The organism is Pseudomonas sp. W15Feb9B, from assembly GCF_000828175.1.
In the GTDB taxonomy this organism is placed as follows: domain Bacteria; phylum Pseudomonadota; class Gammaproteobacteria; order Pseudomonadales; family Pseudomonadaceae; genus Aquipseudomonas; species Aquipseudomonas parakoreensis.
Genome location: NZ_JTKF01000002.1, coordinates 14,857 through 35,529, shown reverse-complemented (window position 1 = coordinate 35,529; position 20,673 = coordinate 14,857). Strand labels below are relative to the sequence as shown.

Here is a 20,673-nt window from a genome sequence, read left to right as displayed (position 1 = left end):
CGCGAATGGGGTCAGCGTGGTTCGATGTGGGCAATCATCAATTGCACCGACTCGTTGCCCCGAAACTCGTTAACGTCGAGCTTATAAGCCAGCTCGACCCACTGAATGGTCGGGTTCGGCCACACATCGCGGTCAATGCCGAACGCAATGCCATCCAGCTTCACCGACCCGCACTCGCTTTTCAGCACTACTTTCAGATGGCGCTCGCCGACCACGCGCTGCTCGACCAACTGGAACACACCATGGAACAGCGGCTCCGGAAAATGCTGGCCCCAAGGCCCGGCATGACGCAGGGCGCGGGCCAGTTCGAGGTGGAATTCCTCGACGGCGAGCGTGCCGTCCGAGAGCATCCGCCCGGTCAGGTCTTCTTCGCGGAGTTGCCGACGCACTTCGGCATCGAAAGCCTCGGCGAACAGCGCAAAATTCTCCTGCGGCAAGGTCAGGCCCGCCGCCATCGCGTGACCACCGTATTTGGCAATCAGGTTCGGATGCTGCGCGGCCACCACGCTCAGCGCGTCACGAATGTGGAAGCCTTGCACCGAACGTCCAGAGCCCTTGAGCAGCCCGTCGCCAGCATCGGCGAAGGCAATGGTCGGGCGGAAATAACGTTCTTTCATCCGCGAGGCGAGAATGCCGATCACGCCCTGATGCCACTCGGGATCGAACAGGCACAGGCCGAACGGCATTGATTCCACCGGCAAATCCTTGAGCTGGGCCAGCGCCTCGCGCTGCATGCCCTGCTCGATGGATTTGCGGTCCTGGTTCATGCCGTCCAGTTGCGCGGCCATTTCCCGCGCCAGATTGGCGTCGGCAGTGAGCAGGCATTCGATCCCGAGGCTCATGTCATCCAGGCGCCCCGCCGCATTCAGGCGCGGGCCGACGATGAAACCCAGGTCGGTGGAGGTGATGCGCGCCGCATCACGCTTGGCCACTTCGAGAATCGCCTTGATCCCCGGCCGTGCGCGCCCGGCGCGAATCCGCTCAAGGCCTTGATGCACCAGAATCCGGTTGTTGGCGTCCAGCGGCACCACGTCGGCGACGCTGCCCAGCGCCACCAGATCGAGCAACTCACCGATGTTCGGCTGTGGCTTGCTCTCATACCAGCCGAGACTGCGCAGGCGCGCGCGCAAGGCCATCAGCACGTAGAAAATCACCCCGACCCCGGCCAGCGCCTTGCTCGGAAACTCGCAGCCTGGCTGATTCGGGTTAACCAGTGCATCGGCCAGCGGCAATTCATCGCCGGGCAAGTGGTGGTCGGTGATCAACACCTTGAGTCCCGCGCGCCTGGCGGCAGCCACGCCTTCGACGCTGGAGATGCCGTTGTCGACAGTGATCAACAACTGCGGCTCACGGGTCAGGGCGACTTCGACGATTTCCGGGGTCAGGCCATAGCCGTATTCGAAGCGGTTCGGCACCAGATAATCGACATGCGCCGCGCCCAGCAGACGCAAGCCGAGCACGCCGACCGTACTGGCCGTCGCCCCGTCCGCATCGAAGTCACCGACGATCAGAATCCGCTGACGCTGCTCCAGCGCCGTCACCAGCAGATCCACCGCCGCCTCGATGCCTTTGAGCTGCTGGAACGGAATCAGCCGCGCCAGACTTTTATCCAGCTCGGCCTCGGATTGAACGCCCCGCGCCGCGTACAAACGGGTCAGCAAAGGTGGCAGATCACCGAGAAACGGCAGCGTGGCAGGCAACGGTCGAGGATCAATACGCATGGGGTAACGGAAACTTCTCTTGAATACGTGGGATTAATCAGCAGGCGACGCGGGATCAGCCGCGCTCGCCTGCCAGCCATTCCAGCTGGACTTCGTGCTGACCACGGTCGTCGGTGACGAAGATCGTGCCTTCGCTGATCATCACATCCCACTTGATGACACGCGGCATGTCCTTGGCCAGGGTTTCCAGCACCTCTTGCGGCACCGCGGCGATGTTGACGTTTTTCAGGTTCTTCGCCACCGGCACCACTTTGCCTTCCCATACGCGCAGGCTGCCATAGGCCAGCAGGCTGGTGCGTTCGGTGCGACGCGAGCACCAGGTCAGGCGATCGGCATCCGGCTGGCCGACTTCAATCCAGTGCAGAACACGGTCGTCCAGGCTTTTTTCCCACAGCGCAGGTTCATCCACATCCGACAGACCACGGCCAAACGACAGCAGTTCGTTGTACCAAAGGGCGTAGGCCAGCAGCCGCACGGTCATGCGCTCTTCGGTTTCCGAAGGGTGACGGGCGATGGTCTGCTTGACGCTCTCGTAGACACCACGGTCGAGGTCAGTGAGGTTCAGTTCGAATTTGTAAGTGGTAGACGGCTGGGCCATGAACGGGCTTCTTGATACGAGGAAAGTCGGCAAGTCTAACCGATGCGGTAGGCAATCATCGAATTGATGGCGATCAAGCTGCGGCGTCTGACAGCCGGCTATGTTAAAACGCTGTATCTGCTCAGCCTTGTCCTACAGGATTCAGTATGCCGTTCGCCAACAAACCGCTCAGCGGTGTGAAAGTCATTGAATTGGGTACGTTGATTGCCGGGCCGTTCGCCTCACGCATTTGCGGCGAGTTCGGCGCCGAAGTGATCAAGGTCGAATCGCCCGACGGCGGCGATCCGCTGCGCAAATGGCGCAAATTGTATGAAGGCACTTCGTTGTGGTGGTTCGTTCAGGCGCGCAACAAGAAGTCGCTGACGCTGAACCTCAAGCACCCCGAGGGTCTGGTGATCCTGAAAAAACTGCTGGGCGAAGCCGACATCCTGATCGAGAACTTTCGCCCCGGTGTCCTGGAAAAACTCGGGCTGAGCTGGGAAACCCTGCATGCCCTGAACCCGAAACTGGTGATGGTGCGCCTCTCGGGGTTCGGCCAGAGCGGGCCGATGAAGGATCAACCGGGCTTCGGCGCGGTCGGTGAATCCATGGGCGGCTTGCGCTACATCACCGGTTTCGAGGATCGGCCACCGGTGCGCACCGGGATTTCCATCGGTGATTCGATTGCCGCGTTATGGGGCGTGATCGGTGCGCTGATGGCCCTGCGTCACCGCGAGGTCAACGGCGGTCTCGGCCAGGTCGTCGATGTCGCGTTGTACGAGGCGATTTTCGCCATGATGGAAAGCATGGTGCCGGAGTTCGACGTGTTCGGTTTCATCCGCGAGCGCACCGGCAACATCATGCCGGGCATCACGCCGTCATCGATCCACACCAGCGCCGACGGCAAGCATGTGCAGATCGGCGCCAATGGCGACGCGATCTTCAAACGTTTCATGCTGATCATCGGCCGCGAGGATCTGGCCAACGACCCGACGCTGGCGAGCAACGACGGGCGCGACACTCGCCGTGACGAGTTGTATGGGGTGATCGACCGTTGGGTCAATTCGCTGCCGCTGCAAAGCGTGCTCGACCTGCTCAACCAGGCGGAAGTGCCGGCCAGCCGGATCTTCAGTGCCGAAGACATGTTCAGCGACCCGCAGTACCTCGCCCGGGAAATGTTCCTGCAGGCGAAACTGCCGGACGGCAAGCCTTTCAAGATGCCGGGCATCGTGCCGAAACTCTCCGAGACGCCGGGCACTTCCGAATGGGTCGGGCCACAGCTCGGTGAACACAATGCGCAGGTGCTGCACGATCTTGGCTACGACGAACAGCAGATCGCCCGGTTGCGCACAGACGGAGCCATTTAAGCTGAAACATCGCCAGACATCGGCCGCCAACCGCGCCCACCACTGGTGGACGTGGCGGCTGTTCGGCCTGCTGTTTCTGCTGGCCCTGCCCGCCTGGGCGCAAGCGAAACCCACGCTGATCTGGTTGCTGCGCGACTTGCCGCCCCTGACCATCTTCGAAGGCTCGAAAAAGGGCCAAGGCGTGATCGATCAACTGATGCCGATGCTGATCGCCGGCATGCCGCAATACGAACACACGCTGATGCGGGTCAATCGCGCCCGGGGCATGCAGATGCTGCACGAGCCGACCTTCACTTGCGATCCGTCGCTGATCTGGAGCAAGGAACGCACGCAATGGATCGCCTTCTCTATTCCGGCGTTTCGCGCTGTCAGTAATGGTCTGGTGGTGCGTCAGCAAGATCGCGAGGTACTGGCGCCATACCTGGTCGACGGTGAAGTCGATCTGACGGCATTTCTGGCCAACGGCGAAATCAAGATCGGCGTCGTCGCAGAACGCAGTTACGGCGAGTATCTCGACACGCTGCTCAAGCAGGCCCCGGACGGTGCGCTGACGCCGCATTATGGCAACGACGCCCTGAGCAGCCTGCTATCGATGCAGCGCCTGGGTCGGCTGCAAGTGGTGTTGGGTTACTGGCCGGAGATCCGCTATCAGGCGCATCAGGCGCAAATCGCCGAAGACCAACTGGTGTTCTATCCGATTCGAGGCACCGGCAAATATCTGTCCGGCTATGTCGGGTGTTCCGATACGCCTCAGGGCCGTCAGGCGATCAGTGAGATCAACCAACTGCTGCGTACCCTGCCCCATGAGCAACTGAACCAGTCGTATGCCGACTGGCTTGACCCCGAAATGCGCACGGATTACCTGCAACAGGCACGAATCTTTTTCGAACAACAGGCCGCGCAATAAAAACCTGCGGGCAAAAAGAAACCCCGAGAAGTGGGGAAACGACTCGGGGTTAAACGCGGTCTACATAAAGACCCGTAGCAGCAAGCGACAAGCACCGGAGCACAATGCTTGATCCTGCTGTTACGGGGTCTGACTGCCGGGAATGCAGGAAGGTTCCCACAAAAAATATTTCATCTTTACAGTGCCGCACGCTTATCCAGCGCCGCATTGCGCAAAGCCGCGATGACACAGGGCTCCAGCCGCCCTTCGGCGATCAGGACGTCGCGGTGCAACCCGTCGACCACATCGGTCAGCAGGCGTTTGTCGGTCAACTGCGCCTGATTGAATTCGCGCTCCACCACGAGGGCGCCGTTGCTGTTCTTCAGCGTCACCAGGCATTCGCCATGGGCGCCACACGGAGTCAACGTCACCTGATACGGGCTCAGAGCCTCACCGAGCAATAGACTGATACTTTCCATCTCGATCTCCACTCAATAGTCCGAAAACATTGTGCCTGGGGCGTGTTCACATTAAGTGACCACCAGCCCGAGAAGAAAGTTCTGAATGCCGCGCTGCTCACGAAGCAGTTAGCGGTCTGTCAGAGCATGCACGGTGAAGATGACAGAAACATAACCGTCGGTTCAGGCACCGGCCGGCTGGGCTGCCGTTTGCAGGTAGCGGTCCAGCAGCCCGCGCATCAGCACCGCCGAAACCGGCGTTTGCAGGCGCCCCAGCAGCATCAACGCCTGTGTTTGCAGCAGGCTGTCGAGATCGCTCAGCAGGCCCGGTGCTACTCGCCCCAACAGAATGACAGCACTGGCCTCCCGCTCGGCCGCCAGATGCCGGATCAGCGCCAGGCCTTCCCCGCCTTTCAGCTGCGGATCGCAGATCGCGATGTCGACCCGGGTACGACGCTCCAGCGAGCAGCGTGCCGAGGCCAGCGATGACGCCGTGAGTACGTCATAGATACCGAACGCGTTGAGCATCTGGTGCAACGCCATCATTCGATAAGGGTCAGGTTCGAGAATCAGGACTTTGAGCGAGCGCATGGGCGACCTCGGAAACGGCAATCGCGGACTCGCCGCAGTGGTTGCCCACTTTAGGCGAGCCTCCTTCAGTCCCCCATCGGAAAAAGAGGCGCGTGACATAGGAAATTTCCCAATATCAATGCGGACCTTATCCCGCCTCAGCCTCACGCTGGGTGATATCTGTCCAGCCCCCGAGCAGGCCGCGCAATTCCCCTTTGGCGCTGTAGAACGGGACGGTCCACTGATAGATTTCCCGATTGCCATCGTTGAATTGCAAACGGCGCTTGCTGAAGCGGGTCCTGCGCGTTCTCAACTGAATCATGAACTCATCATGCAGCGTGGCGGCAGTGGCTCGCGGTAGCGCATCGACCTCGATCAAACGGCATCCCTGCACCTGCTCAAAGCGGAGCGACAATGCCTCTTCGTAACTCTTGTTGCACAGGATCAGGCGCCCTTCCAGGTCACGGACGAACACCGGATCGGGCATGGCATCAATCAATGCACGCTGGAAGACCAACTGATCGTCGAGCACGCTTTGCACGTCTCGATGCCGCTTGATCACGGCCGCCATTCGCCGATTCCATAACAGCGACATCACGCAAAAGCCCCCCACCAAAACCACCCCCCAACAGCTCGAGCGGAGCCAGTGCTGCCAACCGGCGGCGGCAGGTTTCGGCCCGATGCCGCCCAGCCAGTTCAGGCGAATGGCCCGGAGTTCGGAAGCCGGGAACGCTTCAAGCGCCTTGTTCAGGATGCTCAGCAATTGCGGCTGACCCTTGCGCACGGCCAGAAGATCGGCCTCCCATTTCCCCTCCAGCAATTCGCCGACCTTCAGCAGGCCGGAGGGATAGAGTTGCGCACCGATTTCATTTTCGATGGTGGCATAGGCCTCACCGCTTTCGACCAGCGCCCGCGCCTCGGCATAGGTTTTCACCGAACGTAACTCGATGGACGGATAATCGCGCCGGATCACCCCCTCCAGCGCATGCCGACCCGGCAATACCAGCACCCGTTTGGCCAACTGCTCCAGTGACTGCACCTGCGGCTCGCCGGCGCGGCCGACAAATACCCAGCCGGCACCGCCAAAGGCATGACTGAAATCCAGGCTCAATCGGCGTTCATCATTCATCGCCAGGGTTGTGCTGATGTCCGCAGCACCGGTTTCCAGGCGCTCGAGCATTTGCGCGGTGGAAAAGGATTCCCGGTAGATGAACTGCAAGCCGGTCATGGCGCTGATGCGCTTGAGCACATCGCTGTTGAGGCCGCTCCAATGACCGTGCTCGTCCAGAAACAGGTACAACGGGTACTGCTCCGCCGCCACGATCACCGTCGGATTATCGCGAATCCATTGCCGCTCTTCCTCATCCAGCACCACGGTGCCGATGTTCAACTTGTCTTCCTCATGCGCCAGATGCGCCGCCGCGCTCACGCGCCAGCCGTACAACAGGCACAACAGCAGAACCTGCTTCAGGGTGTGTTTCCATCCTCTTTCAAACAGCATTGCCACTTCCTTCGTGATCGACTCACCCGTCCTTCATGGGCGAAAACCCGAGCAGTGTGGCAGCAGAAACAAAAAAGCCCGTCAGGAGACGGGCTTCAAAATGTGACAGCTTTTTCGGCTTACAACGGCTTGCCGCGGTTGCCATGCTGGCTGACAAAGGCCTGTACGGCTTTCAGTTCGTTCGGCAGAACGGTGCAACGCTCGTTTCGCTCAAACAAATCAGAAAGATGTGCAGGCAGTTCGAGAGCTTTTCCTACACCGGCTTTCTCCACGGCATCCGGGAATTTCACCGGATGTGCAGTGCCCAGAATCACCATCGGGATGTCCAGGCTGCGACGGCATTCGCGGGCGGCCCTGACGCCGATGGCGGTGTGCGGGTCCAGCACTTCGCCGCATTGCGCGTAGACTTCGGCGATGGTTTCGCAGGTTTGCGCGTCATCCACGGCCAGCGAGTCGAACAGTTTGCGGGCTTCGGTCCAGCGTTCTTGCTCGACGCTGAAGCCACCGCCCTGCTTGAACGAATCCATCAGCCCGGCGATGGCCGCGCCGTTGCGACCGTGCAGGTCGAACAGCAGGCGTTCGAAGTTCGACGAGACCATGATGTCCATCGACGGCGACAGCGTGGCGTGCAGGGTTTCCTTGACGTACTGATTGCCGCTCATGAAGCGGTGCAGGATGTCGTTGCGGTTGGTGGCGACGATCAACTGGTTGATCGGCAGACCCATGTTGCGCGCCAGGTACCCGGCGAAAATGTCGCCGAAATTGCCGGTCGGCACCGAGAATGCCACCGAACGCGCCGGGCCGCCCAACTGCAGAGCGGCGTGGAAGTAGTAGACGATCTGGGCCATGATCCGCGCCCAGTTGATCGAGTTCACCGCTACCAGGCGCGTGCCCTTGAGGAAGCTCTGGTCAGCGAAGCTGTTCTTGACCATTTCCTGGCAGTCATCGAAGTTGCCTTCGATGGCGATGTTGTGGATGTTCTCGCCGACAATCGTCGTCATCTGCCGACGCTGCACTTCGGACACGCGGTTGTGCGGGTGCAGGATGAAGATGTCGACGTTTTCGCAGTGCTTGCAGCCTTCAATGGCGGCCGAACCGGTATCACCGGAGGTGGCGCCGACGATCACCACGCGCTCGCCGCGCTTTTCCAGCACGTAATCGAGCAGACGACCGAGCAGTTGCAGGGCGAAGTCCTTGAACGCCAGGGTCGGGCCGTGGAACAGCTCGAGCACCCATTCGTTGCCGTTGAGCTGACGCAGCGGCGCCACGGCGTTGTGCGAGAACACACCGTAGGTTTCTTCGAGGATCTTCTTGAAATCGGCGTCCGGGATGCTGCCGGTCACGAACGGGCGCATCACGCGGAAAGCCAGCTCGTGGTACGGCAGACCGGCCCAGGAAGCGATTTCTTCCTGGGTGAAACGTGGCAGGTTTTCCGGGACGTACAGACCGCCGTCGGTGGCCAGACCGGCCAGCAGGACGTCTTCGAAATTCAGGGCCGGTGCCTGGCCGCGGGTACTGATGTAACGCATGACTGACTCCAATGGAGAGTGTGCACAACAGTGGCCCCTTTCACGGGGCCATTGCAGGACAACGACTTAGTTCAGGTGCTCGACGCGGATCCGCACAACCGGACCATTCACGCCGGCCAGGGCTTCGAGGGCAGCGATCGCATCGTTGATACGCTGCTCGACCACGCGGTGGGTCAGCAGGATCATCGGTACCAGACCGTCATGCTCTTCGACTTCCTTCTGCATGATCGACTCGATGTTGATACCGCGCTCCGAAAGGATGCTTGCCACCTGAGCCAGAACGCCCGGATGGTCCTTGGCCTGAATGCGCAGGTAGTAGGCACTTTCGCAGGCCTCGATCGGCAGGATCGGATGGGCCGACAGCGAGTCCGGCTGGAAGGCCAGGTGCGGTACGCGGTTTTCCGGATCGGAGGTCATCGCGCGAACCACGTCCACGAGGTCGGCGATCACCGACGAAGCGGTCGGCTCCATGCCGGCGCCAGCGCCGTAGAACAGGGTCGAGCCGGCAGCGTCACCGTTGACCATCACGGCGTTCATCACGCCGTTGACGTTGGCGATCAGACGATCCGCTGGGATCAGCGTCGGGTGTACGCGCAGCTCGATACCGGCAGCGGTGCTGCGCGCTACACCGAGGTGCTTGATGCGGTAGCCCAGCGCTTCGGCGTAGTTCACGTCAGCGGTGGTCAGCTTGGTGATGCCTTCGGTGTAGGCCTTGTCGAATTGCAGCGGAATGCCGAACGCGATGGAAGCCAGAATCGTCAGTTTGTGCGCGGCGTCGATGCCTTCGACGTCGAAGGTCGGATCGGCTTCGGCGTAGCCCAGCGCTTGCGCTTCGGCCAGCACGTCTTCGAAGGTGCGACCCTTCTCGCGCATTTCGGTGAGGATGAAGTTACCGGTACCGTTGATGATCCCGGCCACCCAATTGATGCGGTTGGCAGACAGGCCTTCACGGATCGCCTTGATCACCGGAATGCCACCGGCCACGGCCGCTTCGAACGCCACGATCACGCCTTTCTCGCGTGCCTTGGCGAAAATCTCATTACCGTGAACGGCGATCAGTGCCTTGTTCGCGGTGACCACATGCTTGCCATTCTCGATGGCCTTGAGTACCAGCTCGCGGGCAACGGTGTAGCCGCCCATCAGCTCTATGACGATGTCGATCTCAGGGTTCGTGGCCACTTCGAAGACATCGTTGGTAATCGCAATACCGGTCGTCTGGAACTGAGGCTTTGGCGTGCGCATGGCAATTTGTGCCACTTCGATCCCACGCCCGGCACGACGAGCAATTTCCTCGGCGTTGCGCTGAAGTACGTTGAAGGTACCGCCACCGACGGTCCCTAACCCACAGATGCCTACTTTGACCGGATTCACTGTGAACTCCCCATGAAACGGCCGACGCAAGGTCGGCCGGAAAACAACCGCGTGTTCGCGGCTCTCTATTAATGGCCCGGCGATGCTGCTGCCGGACCATGATCGTCAACGGCGGACCGTGACGATGCGAATTACTTGGCGCCCAGCGCCAGTTTGGCGACTTGTGGCGCCGGCTGGTAGCCCGGAATGACTTGTCCGTCGGCCAAAACGATGGCCGGTGTGCCGTTCACGCCGATCGACTGACCCAAAGCGAACTGTTTGGAAACCGGGTTCGCGCACTTGGCGGCCTTGATTTCCTTGCCATCGACCATTTTGTCCATGGCGGCTTTCTTGTCGGTCGAGCACCACACGGCCTGCAGTTGCTCGTCACCCGGTGAGCCGAGGCCCTGACGCGGGAACGCCACGTAACGCACTTCGATACCGCGCTTGTTCAGCTCGGGCACTTCGGCGTGCAGTTTGTGGCAGTACGGGCAGGTGGTGTCGGTGAACACGGTGATGTGCGATTTGGTCTCGCCCACCGCCGGATACACCACGGTTTCGGCCACCGGAATGGCGTTGATCAGTTTGGAGATGCCCAGACGCTCGGTCTTCTCGGTCAGGTTGACCGGTTTGCCGTCCTTGAGCTGGAACAGGTAGCCCTGAACGATGTACTGGCCGTCAGCGCTGGCGTACAGCACGCGGCTGCCCTTGAGTTTGACTTCATACATGCCCGGCAACGGGCTGGCACTGATGCTTTCTACCGGAACCTCGAGTTCGAGTTTTTCCAGGCTTTGACGAATGGCTTTGTCGGCCGCGTCATCGGCGACGGCAAAGGTGCTGACCAACGCAATGGCTGCGGCGGCGAAAATCTGGGTCAGACGCATGAGAACTCCTGAAGGCGGACAAATGAAACGGTCAGAACGCCCGTGCCGGAACACCGGGTCATAACCGTCCATCGTGCAAACCGGCAAAGCCTACCACATAAGGCTCGCATGGCCGAATGCGCCTGACACAAGACATGTAGGAGCTGCCGAAGGCTGCGATCTTTTGACTTTGCTTTTGGAATCACAAGCAAGATCAAAGGATCGCAGCCTTCGGCAGCTCCTACAGGGGGGGGCAATCAGCCTCTTGGGTGGTGTTTGGCATGCAGGTCTTGCAGACGGGCGCGGGCGACATGGGTGTAAATCTGCGTCGTCGACAAATCACTGTGCCCGAGCAACATCTGCACCACCCGCAGGTCGGCGCCGTGGTTGAGCAGGTGCGTGGCGAAGGCGTGACGCAAGGTGTGCGGTGACAGCGATTTGCCGATCCCGGCGACCTTGGCCCAATGCTTGATCCGGTGCCAGAAGGTCTGGCGCGTCATCTGTTCGCCGCGCTGGCTGGGGAACAGCACATCGCTGGGGCGCCCGCCCAGCAGCTCGCTTCGGCCATCGCGCAGGTAGCGTTCGACCCAGACAATCGCCTCCTCGCCCATCGGCACCAGGCGCTCCTTGCTGCCCTTGCCCATCACCCGCAACACGCCCTGACGCAGGTTGACCTGCTCCAGCGTCAGACTGACCAGTTCGGTCACCCGCAGACCACAGGCGTACAGCACCTCAAGCATGGCGCGATCACGCTGGCCGATGGCTTCGCTCAGATCCGGCGCCTTGAGCAGCGCCTCGACGTCGGCTTCCGACAATGATTTGGGTAAAGGCCGACCCAGCTGCGGCATGTCGACGCGCAAGGTCGGATCGACCGTAATCAGCTTTTCTCGCAGCAGATAGCGATAAAAACCACGCACACCGGAAAGAAATCTGGCGGTGGAACGCGGCTTGTAGTTCTGCTCCAGGCGCCAGGACAGGTGATCGAGGATCAACTCACGACCAGCATTGATCAGCTCGAGGTTTTTCTCCTGCAGCCAGCCGTTGAACAGCGCCAGATCGCTGCGGTAGGCGCCGCGGGTGTTGTCGGACAGGCCTTTTTCCAGCCACAGGGCGTCGAGGAATTGGTCAATCAGCGGATGGTCGATGGCAGGCATGGGCGCTCAAGACACACAACCTCCGGGGCCGTGCGCAAATGTAGAGTGAACTGTAGGAATGGCCGCTAGTCTTTCATAGCCCGCTAATTCAAGGAACAGGGAGCATCAATGAACGAGCAGCAAATTCTCTTGGCATTTGGCGGGATCGGCGCCGCGGCGCTGGGTTGCCAGTGGCTGGCGTGGCGCCTGAAGCTGCCGGCGATTCTGTTTCTGTTGCTGACCGGGATTCTCGCCGGGCCGGTGCTGGGCTGGCTCGACCCGCAGGAAATGTTCGGCCCGTTGCTGATGCCGCTGGTGTCGCTGGCGGTCGCGTTGATCCTGTTTGAGGGCAGTCTGACCCTGCACCTGTCGGAATGGCGCGAGATCGGCAGCGTCGTGCATCGGCTGGTGACAATCGGCGCACTCACGACCTGGGTGGTGATTGCCGTCGCGACCCACTTCCTGCTCGGCTTCGACTGGTTGCTGGCAATTCTGTTCGGCAGCCTGACGCTGGTGACCGGGCCGACGGTGATCGTGCCGATGCTGCGGGTGGTGCGACCGAAAGCCTCGATCGCCAACATCCTGCGCTGGGAAGGCATCGTCATCGACCCGATCGGCGCCCTGCTTGCGGTGGTGGTCTACAGCTTCATCATCGCCCGCTCCGAGGGTAACGGCCTCGAACAGAGCCTGCTGACCTTCGGCGGCGTGATTGCCTGCGGCAGCGTATTCGGGGTGGTCGGCGGCTGGGTGCTCGGCACCATCATCCGTCGCCAATGGCTGCCGGAATACCTGCACAACCTCGCCTCGCTGGCGGCGGTGTTGGGGATTTTCATTGCTGCCAACCAGGTGATGCATGAGTCCGGTCTGTTGGCGGTGACGCTGATGGGCATGTGGCTGGCGAACATGAAGGGCGTGGATGTGCGGCACATCCTGCACTTCAAGGAAAACCTGAGCGTTTTGCTGATTTCCGGACTGTTCATTCTGCTGGCGGCGCGGCTGGATCTGCATGCACTGATCAGCCTCGGGCCGTTGGTGCTGATTCTGCTGCTGGTGATTCAACTGATCGCGCGTCCGCTGAACGTGCTGTTGAGCACTGCTGGCTCCAGCCTGAGCTGGCGTGAACGCGCCTTGCTGTGCTGGATCGCCCCGCGCGGGATCGTGGCGGCAGCGGTGTCGGCGATTTTCGCGATTCGTCTGGATCAAGCCGGGCACGAAGGTGCGCTGCTGCTGGTGCCGCTGACTTTCGCGGTGATCATCGGCACCGTGGTGCTGCAAAGTGCAACCGCTCGGCCACTGGCACGCTTGCTGAACGTCGCTGAACCGGCACCGAGCGGCTTCCTGATCGTCGGCGCCAACGGCCCAGCGCGGTTGCTGGGCAAGTCATTGCAGCAACTGGGCAGCCGCGTACTGTTGACCGATTCGAGCTGGGAGAATATTCGTGCGGCGCGTATGGAGGGGTTGCCAACGTACTTTGGCAACCCGGCATCGCAGCATGCCGATGCGCATCTGGATCTGGTGGGGCTGGGGCATCTATTGGCGCTATCGCCCTCGGGCGAATTGAATACTTTGGCGGCAATGCGCTTTCGCCACGACTTTGGTCACCAGCGTTTGTTCGGTCTGGCCAGCGGTCAGGAAACTCGTCGCACTGACAAGCATCGCGCGAGTCTGGAGCATCGCGGTAATCAGCTGGGCAGCGAGGCGCTGACCTATGCCAAGCTGGCCAGCCTGATCAGCAACGGCGCCGAGGTCTACAGCACGACGCTGACGGACGGGTTCGGTTGGGAGGATTACCAGGCATTGCATGGCAATCGGGCGACGCTGCTGTTCATGCGCGATGACAGCGGGTGGGTGCACGTGGTGACGCCGGAGACTGCTGTGAAACCGGGATCCGGGTGGACTTTGTTGGCGCTGATTCAGCCGGAGGCCAGCGGCGTCTGATCTGACGCTTCGCGAGCAGGCTCGCTCCCACTGTGATCGGAAATTGTGTCCAACACAGAACCTGTGGGAGCGAGCGTGCTCACGAATGCCGCGACTCGGTTCCGGATCAGGCTGCAAACCCAGGCAGCACCGGCACCGGCCGCTTGTCATCATCAATAGCGACAAAGCTGAACTGCCCATGAATGGCCTTCTCGCGACCATCGCAGCTCATGCTCTCGACAAACACTTCCACTTCAACCTTGAGACTGGTGTTGCCGACTTTGATCACCCGCCCTACCAGCTCGACGATCGAACCAGCCGGGATCGCATGATTGAAGTCAATCCGGTCGGTGGACACAGTCACCAAAGGCAGACGGCAGAAGCGTGTGGCGGTGATGAACGACACTTCGTCCATCCACGCCAGCGCGGTGCCGCCGAACAGGGTGTTGTGATGGTTGGTGGTCGGCGGGAAGACGGCTTTGGTCACGCGCGTTACCGAGAGTTCGGTGCGGCGCTGGATTTCCTGATCGCGGGTGGTCATGGTTCTGGCCTGAAACAAAAATGCTGTGGATAAATTACAGGCAACAAAAAAGCAGCCCGTAGGCTGCTTTTTTCTGCATCGGAAGCTGGACTTAAGCCAGTTTTTCCTTGATGCGAGCTGCTTTACCCGACAGGTCGCGCAGGTAGTACAGCTTGGCTTTACGTACGTCACCGCGACGTTTGACAGCCATGCTGTCGATCTGCGGGGAGTAGGTCTGGAAAGTACGTTCTACGCCAACACCGTTGGAGATTTTACGAACGGTGAACGCACTGTTCACGCCGCGGTTACGCTTGGCGATGACAACGCCTTCGAACGCTTGCAGACGGGAACGATCGCCTTCCTTCACTTTCACCTGAACGACAATGGTGTCGCCTGGGGCAAAGGTAGGGATTTCTTTGGTCATCTGCTCTGCTTCGAGTGCAAGGATGATTTTGTTGGTCATGCTGTGCTCCTAAGGTAAATCAACTGATCTACCATCGATACGTTGTTAACTATCGTCCCGCTCGCGGATGTATTCCTCGAGCAGCTTCTTCTCTTCTCCAGAAAGCGAGCGGCTTTCCAGAAGATCGGCGCGTCGTTCATAGGTCCGACCAAGGGACTGCTGTAAACGCCAACGCCGGATATGCGCGTGATTGCCACTTAGCAACACGTCGGGAACACGCTGATCCGCATACACCTCAGGTCGGGTGTAGTGCGGGCAATCCAGCAGACCATCCGTAAAGGAATCTTCCTCAGCGGAATCCGCATGCCCTAAAGCTCCGGGCAGCAGTCGTGTAACCGCATCGATCATGACCATGGCCGGCAGCTCGCCGCCAGACAATACATAGTCACCAATCGACCACTCTTCATCGACATGAGCCTCAATAAAGCGCTCGTCAATGCCTTCATAGCGGCCGGCAATCAGGATCAATGCATCCGATTTTGCCAACTCGCGTACCGCCGACTGAGTCAGTTGACGGCCTTGGGGGGACAGGTAAATCACCTTCGCCGCCTCCCCGGCTGCTGCCTTGGCCTGAACCAGAGCATCTTCCAGGGGCTTGATCTTCATCACCATGCCCGGACCACCGCCAAACGGGCGATCGTCCACAGTGTGATGCCGATCCGTCGTGTAATCCCGCGGATTCCAACAGGTCAGCTGCAACAGCCCCTGTTTGACCGCACGACTGGTAATGCCGTACTCACTGATGGCCGAGAACATCTCGGGGAACAACGTTATGACGTCTACGCGCAGGCTGGCCATTGCTTAGAAGTCCGCGTCCCATTCCACCCTCATCACGCCTGCATCCAGATCGATTGTCAGCACGCATTGCTCCGTGTAGGGCAACAACCGCTCACGATCATCCAGGCTGCCCGCGCAGGGCTTGACCACCAATACATCGTTCGCGCCGGTCTCCAACAGGTGATCAACCTTGCCGAACAATTGCTCGTCCTGGTTGATGACGCTCAGACCCTGCAACTGGTACCAGTAGTACTCGTTGCCTGTCAGGTTGGGCAAAAGGCTTCGCGAGATGCAAATCTCGTAACCGCTCAGAAGACGGGCTTCATCGCGATCGTCGAGGCCTTTGAGCTTGGCAACCAGATCCTTTTGAGTGGACCGGCCGCTGACCAGCTCGACCTGTTTCACCACGCCTTCGCGCCGAAGCGTCCAGTGGCGGTAGTCCAACAGGTTTTCAATCGGATCGGTAAAGGAAAAGACCTTCACCTCGCCGCGAACGCCGTGAACCGAAAAAATCTTGCCGACAACGATCAGGTCATCAGCTTTTTCTGGCGTCGCGCTCATACTGCTCAGGCTGCAGCCTTGGCAGATTCCTTCAGCAACTGAGCAACACGCTCAGAAGGCTGTGCACCAACGCTCAGCCAGTAGGCTACGCGCTCTTGGTTCACGGACAGACGGATTTCCTGACCACGGGCAACAGGGTTGAAGAAGCCAACCTGTTCTTTGTGGGAGCCGTCACGCGGGTTACGCGAGTCGGTTACGGTCAGGTGGTAAAACGGGCGCTTTTTGGAGCCGCCAAGGGCAAGACGGATTGTTAGCATGTGAACATCGTTCCTGTAGTCGGTGCTGCAAATCTAAATGCACAGCGGGCATGGGTGCCCGAAAGGCCGCATATTCTAAGGAATATCCGGACTTTTGCAAATGACTTTTTCCGGCGCCTATGGCATGCCGTGCGGATTTGCATATAGAGCCGTTGATGAAAACGGCCGGTCAGCTCCCGCCGAGTGCGGGTTTGCTGTTGATCCTGCGTCCTTGCAGGGTCTGCGCCGGTGCGACGACCGGCGAGATCTTTACATTTTTGGCATGCCGCCGCCGGGCAACATACCGCCCATGCCGCGCATCATTTTCGCCATACCGCCCTTGGCGGTGAATTTCTTCATCATCTTCTGCATCTGCTTGTGCTGCTTGATCAAGCGACCGATGTCCTGCACCTGGGTGCCGGAACCCATGGCGATCCGGCGTTTGCGCGAACCGCTGATCAGCTCAGGGTCGCGGCGCTCGGCCGGGGTCATGGAGTTGATGATGGCTTCCATCTGCTTGAACTGTTTCTCTGCCGCGTTCTGGGCATTGCCCATCTGCGACAGGTTGACGCCGCCGATGCTCGGCAGTTTGTCCATGAGCCCGCCGAGGCCGCCCATATTCTTCATTTGTTGCAGCTGATCGCGGAAGTCTTCGAGGTCGAAGCCCTTGCCCTTCTTCAGCTTCTTGGCCAGCTTGTCGGCCTTGTCCTTGTCGAGGGTCGCTTCAGCCTGTTCGATCAGGCTGAGCACGTCACCCATGCCGAGGATCCGCGAAGCGATACGCTCAGGGTGGAACGGATCGAGTGCTTCGCTCTTCTCGCCCATACCAATGAACTTGATCGGCTTGCCGGTGATCGCGCGTACCGACAGCGCCGCACCGCCTCGGGCATCGCCGTCGACCTTGGTCAGGATCACACCGGTCAGTGGCAGCGCATCACCGAAGGCCTTGGCCGTGTTGGCGGCGTCCTGACCGGTCATGGCGTCGACCACGAACAGGGTTTCGACCGGCTTGATCGCGGCGTGCAGCGCCTTGATCTCGCCCATCATCTCTTCATCGATGTGCAGACGACCGGCGGTGTCGACGATGACCACATCGATGAATTTGAGTTTTGCTTCTTTAATAGCCGCGTTGGCGATGTCGACCGGCTTCTGGCTCAGATCGGACGGGAAGAACGTCACGCCGATGTCGTTGGCCAGGGTTTCCAGCTGCTTGATAGCCGCCGGGCGGTAGATGTCCGCCGATACGACCATCACCGACTTCTTCTTGCGCTCTTTAAGGAAGCGCGCGAGCTTGCCGGCGGTGGTGGTTTTACCGGCACCCTGCAGACCGGCCATCAGAATGACGGCGGGCGGCACAGCGCTCAGGTTCAAGTCTTCGTTGGCCGCGCCCATCAGGCTTTCGAGTTCGGCCTGGACGATCTTCACGAATGCCTGGCCCGGCGTCAGGCTGCGCGACACCTCGGTGCCGACAGCGCGCTCCTTGACCGAATTGACGAAGTCCTTGACCACCGGCAGGGCGACGTCGGCTTCGAGCAACGCCATGCGCACTTCGCGCAGGGTGTCTTTGATATTGTCTTCAGTCAGCTTCGCCTTGCCGGTGACATGGCGCAGCGTCTGCGAGAGACGGTCGGTTAAGTTTTCAAACATTGCGCGATCCTTTCAGGCCCTGTGTAGACCGGGATAATGGCGGCCCAGACCGGATTCAACATGTGCTCGGCGAGCCTGCGGCGTGGGCAGGTCGCGGATTATAGCGAAGACTGCGTCGGGCGGACACCTCGCACTTTCGTGGTGTGGCGGTTCTATGCCAAACTCAGCGCCTTTCGGGCCTGCCTAACAGGATTTATGCTCCCCTTGTCACCCAGTTTGCTGACCACGCTCGCCGCCGCTCTTCTTTATGCCGCTGCGACCCTTTATCAGGGCACCCGCCTGGCCTCCGGCGCCAAGGCGAACAAGCGCCTGCTGGTTACGCTCGGCATCCTCGCCGTGCTCGCCCACAGCGCCAGCCTGCTCACTCACCTGCTGACCCCGATCGGCCTGGGCCTGGACTTCTTCAGCGCCGCCAGCCTGATCGCCGCGGCCGTCATCGCCCTGACGCTGCTGGCCTGCTCGCGGATCCCGGTGGAAAACCTGCTGGTGCTGCTGTTCCCGCTCGGCGCGGCGACGGTGCTGCTGGCGCAGTTCGCGCCGGCCGGCACGGTACAGATCATCGACGAAGAGCCGGGCATCCTCGCTCATATCCTGCTGTCGATCCTCGCCTACGGCATGTTCACCATCGCGGTGTTCCAGGCCTTGTTGCTGCTGGTGCAGGATCACCAGCTCAAGCACAAGCACCCGTCGGGCCTGATCAAGAACTTCCCGCCGCTGCAAACCATGGAAAGCCTGTTGTTCGGCTTCCTCTGGGCTGGCTGGACGCTGCTGTCGCTGTCGCTGATCTCCGGCTGGCTGTTCGTCGAGAACCTGTTCGCCCAGCATCTGGTGCACAAGACCCTGCTGGCGTGCCTGGCCTGGATCGTGTTCAGCGTGCTGCTGTGGGGCCGCAACCGCCTCGGCTGGCGCGGTCACAAGGCGATTCGCTGGACCCTCGCCGGTTTCTGCCTGCTGATGTTGGCGTATTTCGGCAGCAAACTGGTTCGTGAATACATCCTGCACATCTGACGGGCGGCATAAATGGACGGTTTGCCCATAGGGCCGATGCTCGCGGTATTTGTCCTGCTGATTTTATGGTCGGGGCTGTTTACCGCCGTCGAAATCGCGCAGCAGCACCTGCTCGCGCAACGCACCGCCTCGCGCGCCAGCGATAAGCCGCTGGCGAAGCTGAGCTTCCCGCTCGACAGTCTGATCCTGTGCAACACCCTGTGCCGCGCCCTCGCGGTGGTCATTGCCACACTGCTGGCAATCTTCCTTTGCGAAGAAAACGGCCCGTGGGCCGCCTGCCTCGGCGCCGGTGCCGTGTTGCTGGTGTTTGCCGACTACTTTCCGCGCACCGTGGCCCAGCGCTATCCGGATGCAGCGCTGTCGTTCGGCAATACCCTGCTGGCCGTTCCGCTGAAGATTCTTTATCCGCTGGCCTGGCTGCTGAGCCGCATCAGCGGTTTGCTGCTGCGCCCCTTTGCGCGCAAAGCCCAGGTGGTGCAGCAAAGCGAAGACGAAGAACCTGCCGACCCGAACGACGACCCGGAACATCCGTCTCGCACCCACTCGGTGTCAGGAATCCATGCGCTGGACAACATCACGGTCAACGACATTCTGGTGCCGCGCAGCGATGTCGACGGCATCAACCTCGACGACTCGATCGAAGCGATCGTCGAACAACTGCGCCACAACAAGCGCACGCGCCTGCCGGTGTTCCACAGCGACATCAACCAGGTCGAAGCGGTACTCAACACCCGGCAGATCCGCCATCTGCTCAACGATGGCCAACTGACTCGCGAAGCGCTGCTGGCCGCCAGCTACGAACCGTACTTCGTCCCGGAAAGCACGCCGCTGCAACTGCAACTGCTGAATTTCCACAAGCAGCAACGCCGCTTGGGCATGGTGGTGGACGAGTACGGCGAAGTGCTGGGCATCGTCACCCTGGAAGACATTCTCGAAGAAATCGTCGGAGAATTCGAAAGCGAGCACAGCCTCGACAACCCGCACATCCATCCGCAGCCCGACGGGCGCATGGTGATCGACGGCACTGCGTCGATCCGCGAGTTGAACAAATGCCTGGGCTGGCATTTGCCGAGCGACGGGCCGAAAACCCTCAACGGCCTGGTAACCGAGGCGCTGGAAACCATTCCGGACAGCGCGGTGTGCCTGAAGATCGGCCGCTACCGACTGGAGATTCTCGAGACCGAGGACAACCGGGTGAGCAAGGTGCTGATCTGGCATACGAGCTCGGTGCCTGCCAAGGTTTAAGCGCTTTTCTGGCGAGGGAGCTTGCTCCCGCTCGGGCGCGCAGCGGCCGTAAATGTGTTGGGGTCGCTTCGCAACCCAGCGGGAGCAAGCTCCCTCGCCACAGGAAGATCAATCGACGTCAATCCGCTGCGATCTTTTGCTCTTGTTTGATCGTTAGCCCCCTTCCTATAATCGAGCCGCTTACCCAAGCGCTGCCGAGCCCTGTGCTTACCCCGCACTGAAGCGGTTTCGGCCATTTTCCGCACTACCCCGACGACTGTTCCTACTCGAAACAGCGCTCGCGTCTCATCCCACATCCCTGGGTGCTCGACCATAATAATTCGCTCCAACGGAGCCATGACTGT

At 60.4% G+C, this 20,673-nt stretch carries 20 protein-coding genes; 5 read left to right on the top strand and 15 right to left on the bottom strand.

Annotated elements, in window-relative coordinates:
* Window positions 1-11 precede the first annotated feature (11 nt).
* Window positions 12-1,721, bottom strand: coding sequence for a single-stranded-DNA-specific exonuclease RecJ (gene recJ, locus OC71_RS01350; protein WP_041063196.1), 1,710 nt, complete (start codon window positions 1,719-1,721; stop codon window positions 12-14).
* 55 nt (window positions 1,722-1,776) lie between these two features.
* Window positions 1,777-2,319 (bottom strand): YaeQ family protein, encoded by a 543-nt coding sequence (locus OC71_RS01345; protein ID WP_041063193.1) that lies wholly within the window; start codon window positions 2,317-2,319, stop codon window positions 1,777-1,779.
* 146 nt (window positions 2,320-2,465) lie between these two features.
* Here OC71_RS01345 and OC71_RS01340 point away from each other — a divergent pair, with 146 nt between their 5' ends.
* Entirely contained in the window at window positions 2,466-3,665 is a 1,200-nt protein-coding gene (locus tag OC71_RS01340; RefSeq protein ID WP_041063181.1) for a CaiB/BaiF CoA-transferase family protein, read from the top strand.
* Window positions 3,613-4,572: a TIGR02285 family protein gene (locus OC71_RS01335; protein ID WP_256198905.1), complete on the top strand. Its 960-nt coding sequence runs from the start codon at window positions 3,613-3,615 to the stop codon at window positions 4,570-4,572. The genes OC71_RS01340 and OC71_RS01335 overlap by 53 nt, the downstream gene beginning before the upstream one ends.
* Window positions 4,573-4,748: 176 nt before the next feature.
* On the opposite strand, the gene OC71_RS01330 is transcribed toward OC71_RS01335, so the two are convergent.
* The 7 genes from OC71_RS01330 to xerD form a co-directional block, all read right to left on the bottom strand.
* A complete protein-coding gene (locus tag OC71_RS01330) occupies window positions 4,749-5,030 on the bottom strand; it encodes a DUF3509 domain-containing protein (protein WP_041063178.1) in 282 nt (93 codons plus the stop codon).
* Between the two features lie 162 nt (window positions 5,031-5,192).
* Window positions 5,193-5,600 (bottom strand): response regulator, encoded by a 408-nt coding sequence (locus OC71_RS01325; RefSeq protein ID WP_041063175.1) that lies wholly within the window; start codon window positions 5,598-5,600, stop codon window positions 5,193-5,195.
* Window positions 5,601-5,727: 127 nt separating this feature from the next.
* A complete protein-coding gene (locus OC71_RS01320; RefSeq protein WP_041063172.1) occupies window positions 5,728-7,080 on the bottom strand; it encodes a transporter substrate-binding domain-containing protein in 1,353 nt (450 codons plus the stop codon).
* A gap of 119 nt (window positions 7,081-7,199) precedes the next feature.
* Window positions 7,200-8,609 carry a threonine synthase gene (gene thrC / locus OC71_RS01315; RefSeq protein ID WP_041063169.1) on the bottom strand — a complete coding sequence of 470 codons (1,410 nt, stop codon included), beginning with the start codon at window positions 8,607-8,609 and terminating at the stop codon, window positions 7,200-7,202.
* A gap of 66 nt (window positions 8,610-8,675) precedes the next feature.
* Window positions 8,676-9,980: a homoserine dehydrogenase gene (locus OC71_RS01310; protein ID WP_007908972.1), complete on the bottom strand. Its 1,305-nt coding sequence runs from the start codon at window positions 9,978-9,980 to the stop codon at window positions 8,676-8,678.
* A 131-nt stretch (window positions 9,981-10,111) separates the two neighbouring features.
* Entirely contained in the window at window positions 10,112-10,843 is a 732-nt protein-coding gene (dsbC, locus tag OC71_RS01305) for a bifunctional protein-disulfide isomerase/oxidoreductase DsbC (protein WP_007967782.1), read from the bottom strand.
* A gap of 236 nt (window positions 10,844-11,079) precedes the next feature.
* A complete protein-coding gene (gene xerD, locus OC71_RS01300; protein WP_041063163.1) occupies window positions 11,080-11,976 on the bottom strand; it encodes a site-specific tyrosine recombinase XerD in 897 nt (298 codons plus the stop codon).
* A 108-nt stretch (window positions 11,977-12,084) separates the two neighbouring features.
* Here xerD and OC71_RS01295 point away from each other — a divergent pair, with 108 nt between their 5' ends.
* Window positions 12,085-13,893: a sodium:proton antiporter gene (locus tag OC71_RS01295; RefSeq protein ID WP_041063161.1), complete on the top strand. Its 1,809-nt coding sequence runs from the start codon at window positions 12,085-12,087 to the stop codon at window positions 13,891-13,893.
* Between the two features lie 106 nt (window positions 13,894-13,999).
* Here the strand turns inward: OC71_RS01295 and OC71_RS01290 are convergent, their stop codons facing one another.
* The 6 genes from OC71_RS01290 to ffh all read right to left on the bottom strand — a co-directional run bounded on the left by OC71_RS01290 (window position 14,000) and on the right by ffh (window position 18,076).
* Window positions 14,000-14,413: an acyl-CoA thioesterase gene (locus tag OC71_RS01290; protein WP_041063151.1), complete on the bottom strand. Its 414-nt coding sequence runs from the start codon at window positions 14,411-14,413 to the stop codon at window positions 14,000-14,002.
* A 91-nt stretch (window positions 14,414-14,504) separates the two neighbouring features.
* Window positions 14,505-14,855 (bottom strand): 50S ribosomal protein L19, encoded by a 351-nt coding sequence (gene rplS / locus OC71_RS01285; protein WP_003175895.1) that lies wholly within the window; start codon window positions 14,853-14,855, stop codon window positions 14,505-14,507.
* 45 nt (window positions 14,856-14,900) lie between these two features.
* Window positions 14,901-15,653: a tRNA (guanosine(37)-N1)-methyltransferase TrmD gene (gene trmD, locus OC71_RS01280; protein WP_003221981.1), complete on the bottom strand. Its 753-nt coding sequence runs from the start codon at window positions 15,651-15,653 to the stop codon at window positions 14,901-14,903.
* Window positions 15,654-15,656: 3 nt separating this feature from the next.
* Entirely contained in the window at window positions 15,657-16,193 is a 537-nt protein-coding gene (rimM, locus tag OC71_RS01275; protein ID WP_041063145.1) for a ribosome maturation factor RimM, read from the bottom strand.
* A gap of 5 nt (window positions 16,194-16,198) precedes the next feature.
* Window positions 16,199-16,450 (bottom strand): 30S ribosomal protein S16, encoded by a 252-nt coding sequence (gene rpsP, locus OC71_RS01270; RefSeq protein WP_003185073.1) that lies wholly within the window; start codon window positions 16,448-16,450, stop codon window positions 16,199-16,201.
* Window positions 16,451-16,699: 249 nt separating this feature from the next.
* Window positions 16,700-18,076 (bottom strand): signal recognition particle protein, encoded by a 1,377-nt coding sequence (ffh, locus tag OC71_RS01265; protein WP_041063139.1) that lies wholly within the window; start codon window positions 18,074-18,076, stop codon window positions 16,700-16,702.
* A gap of 195 nt (window positions 18,077-18,271) precedes the next feature.
* On the opposite strand from ffh, the gene OC71_RS01260 reads away from it, so the two are divergent.
* Together OC71_RS01260 and OC71_RS01255 are read left to right on the top strand one after the other, a co-directional pair.
* On the top strand, window positions 18,272-19,084 hold the full coding sequence (locus tag OC71_RS01260; protein ID WP_041063136.1) for an inner membrane protein YpjD: 813 nt from the start codon (window positions 18,272-18,274) through the stop codon (window positions 19,082-19,084).
* 12 nt (window positions 19,085-19,096) lie between these two features.
* Window positions 19,097-20,329: a transporter associated domain-containing protein gene (locus OC71_RS01255; protein ID WP_041063133.1), complete on the top strand. Its 1,233-nt coding sequence runs from the start codon at window positions 19,097-19,099 to the stop codon at window positions 20,327-20,329.
* Window positions 20,330-20,673 lie beyond the last annotated feature (344 nt).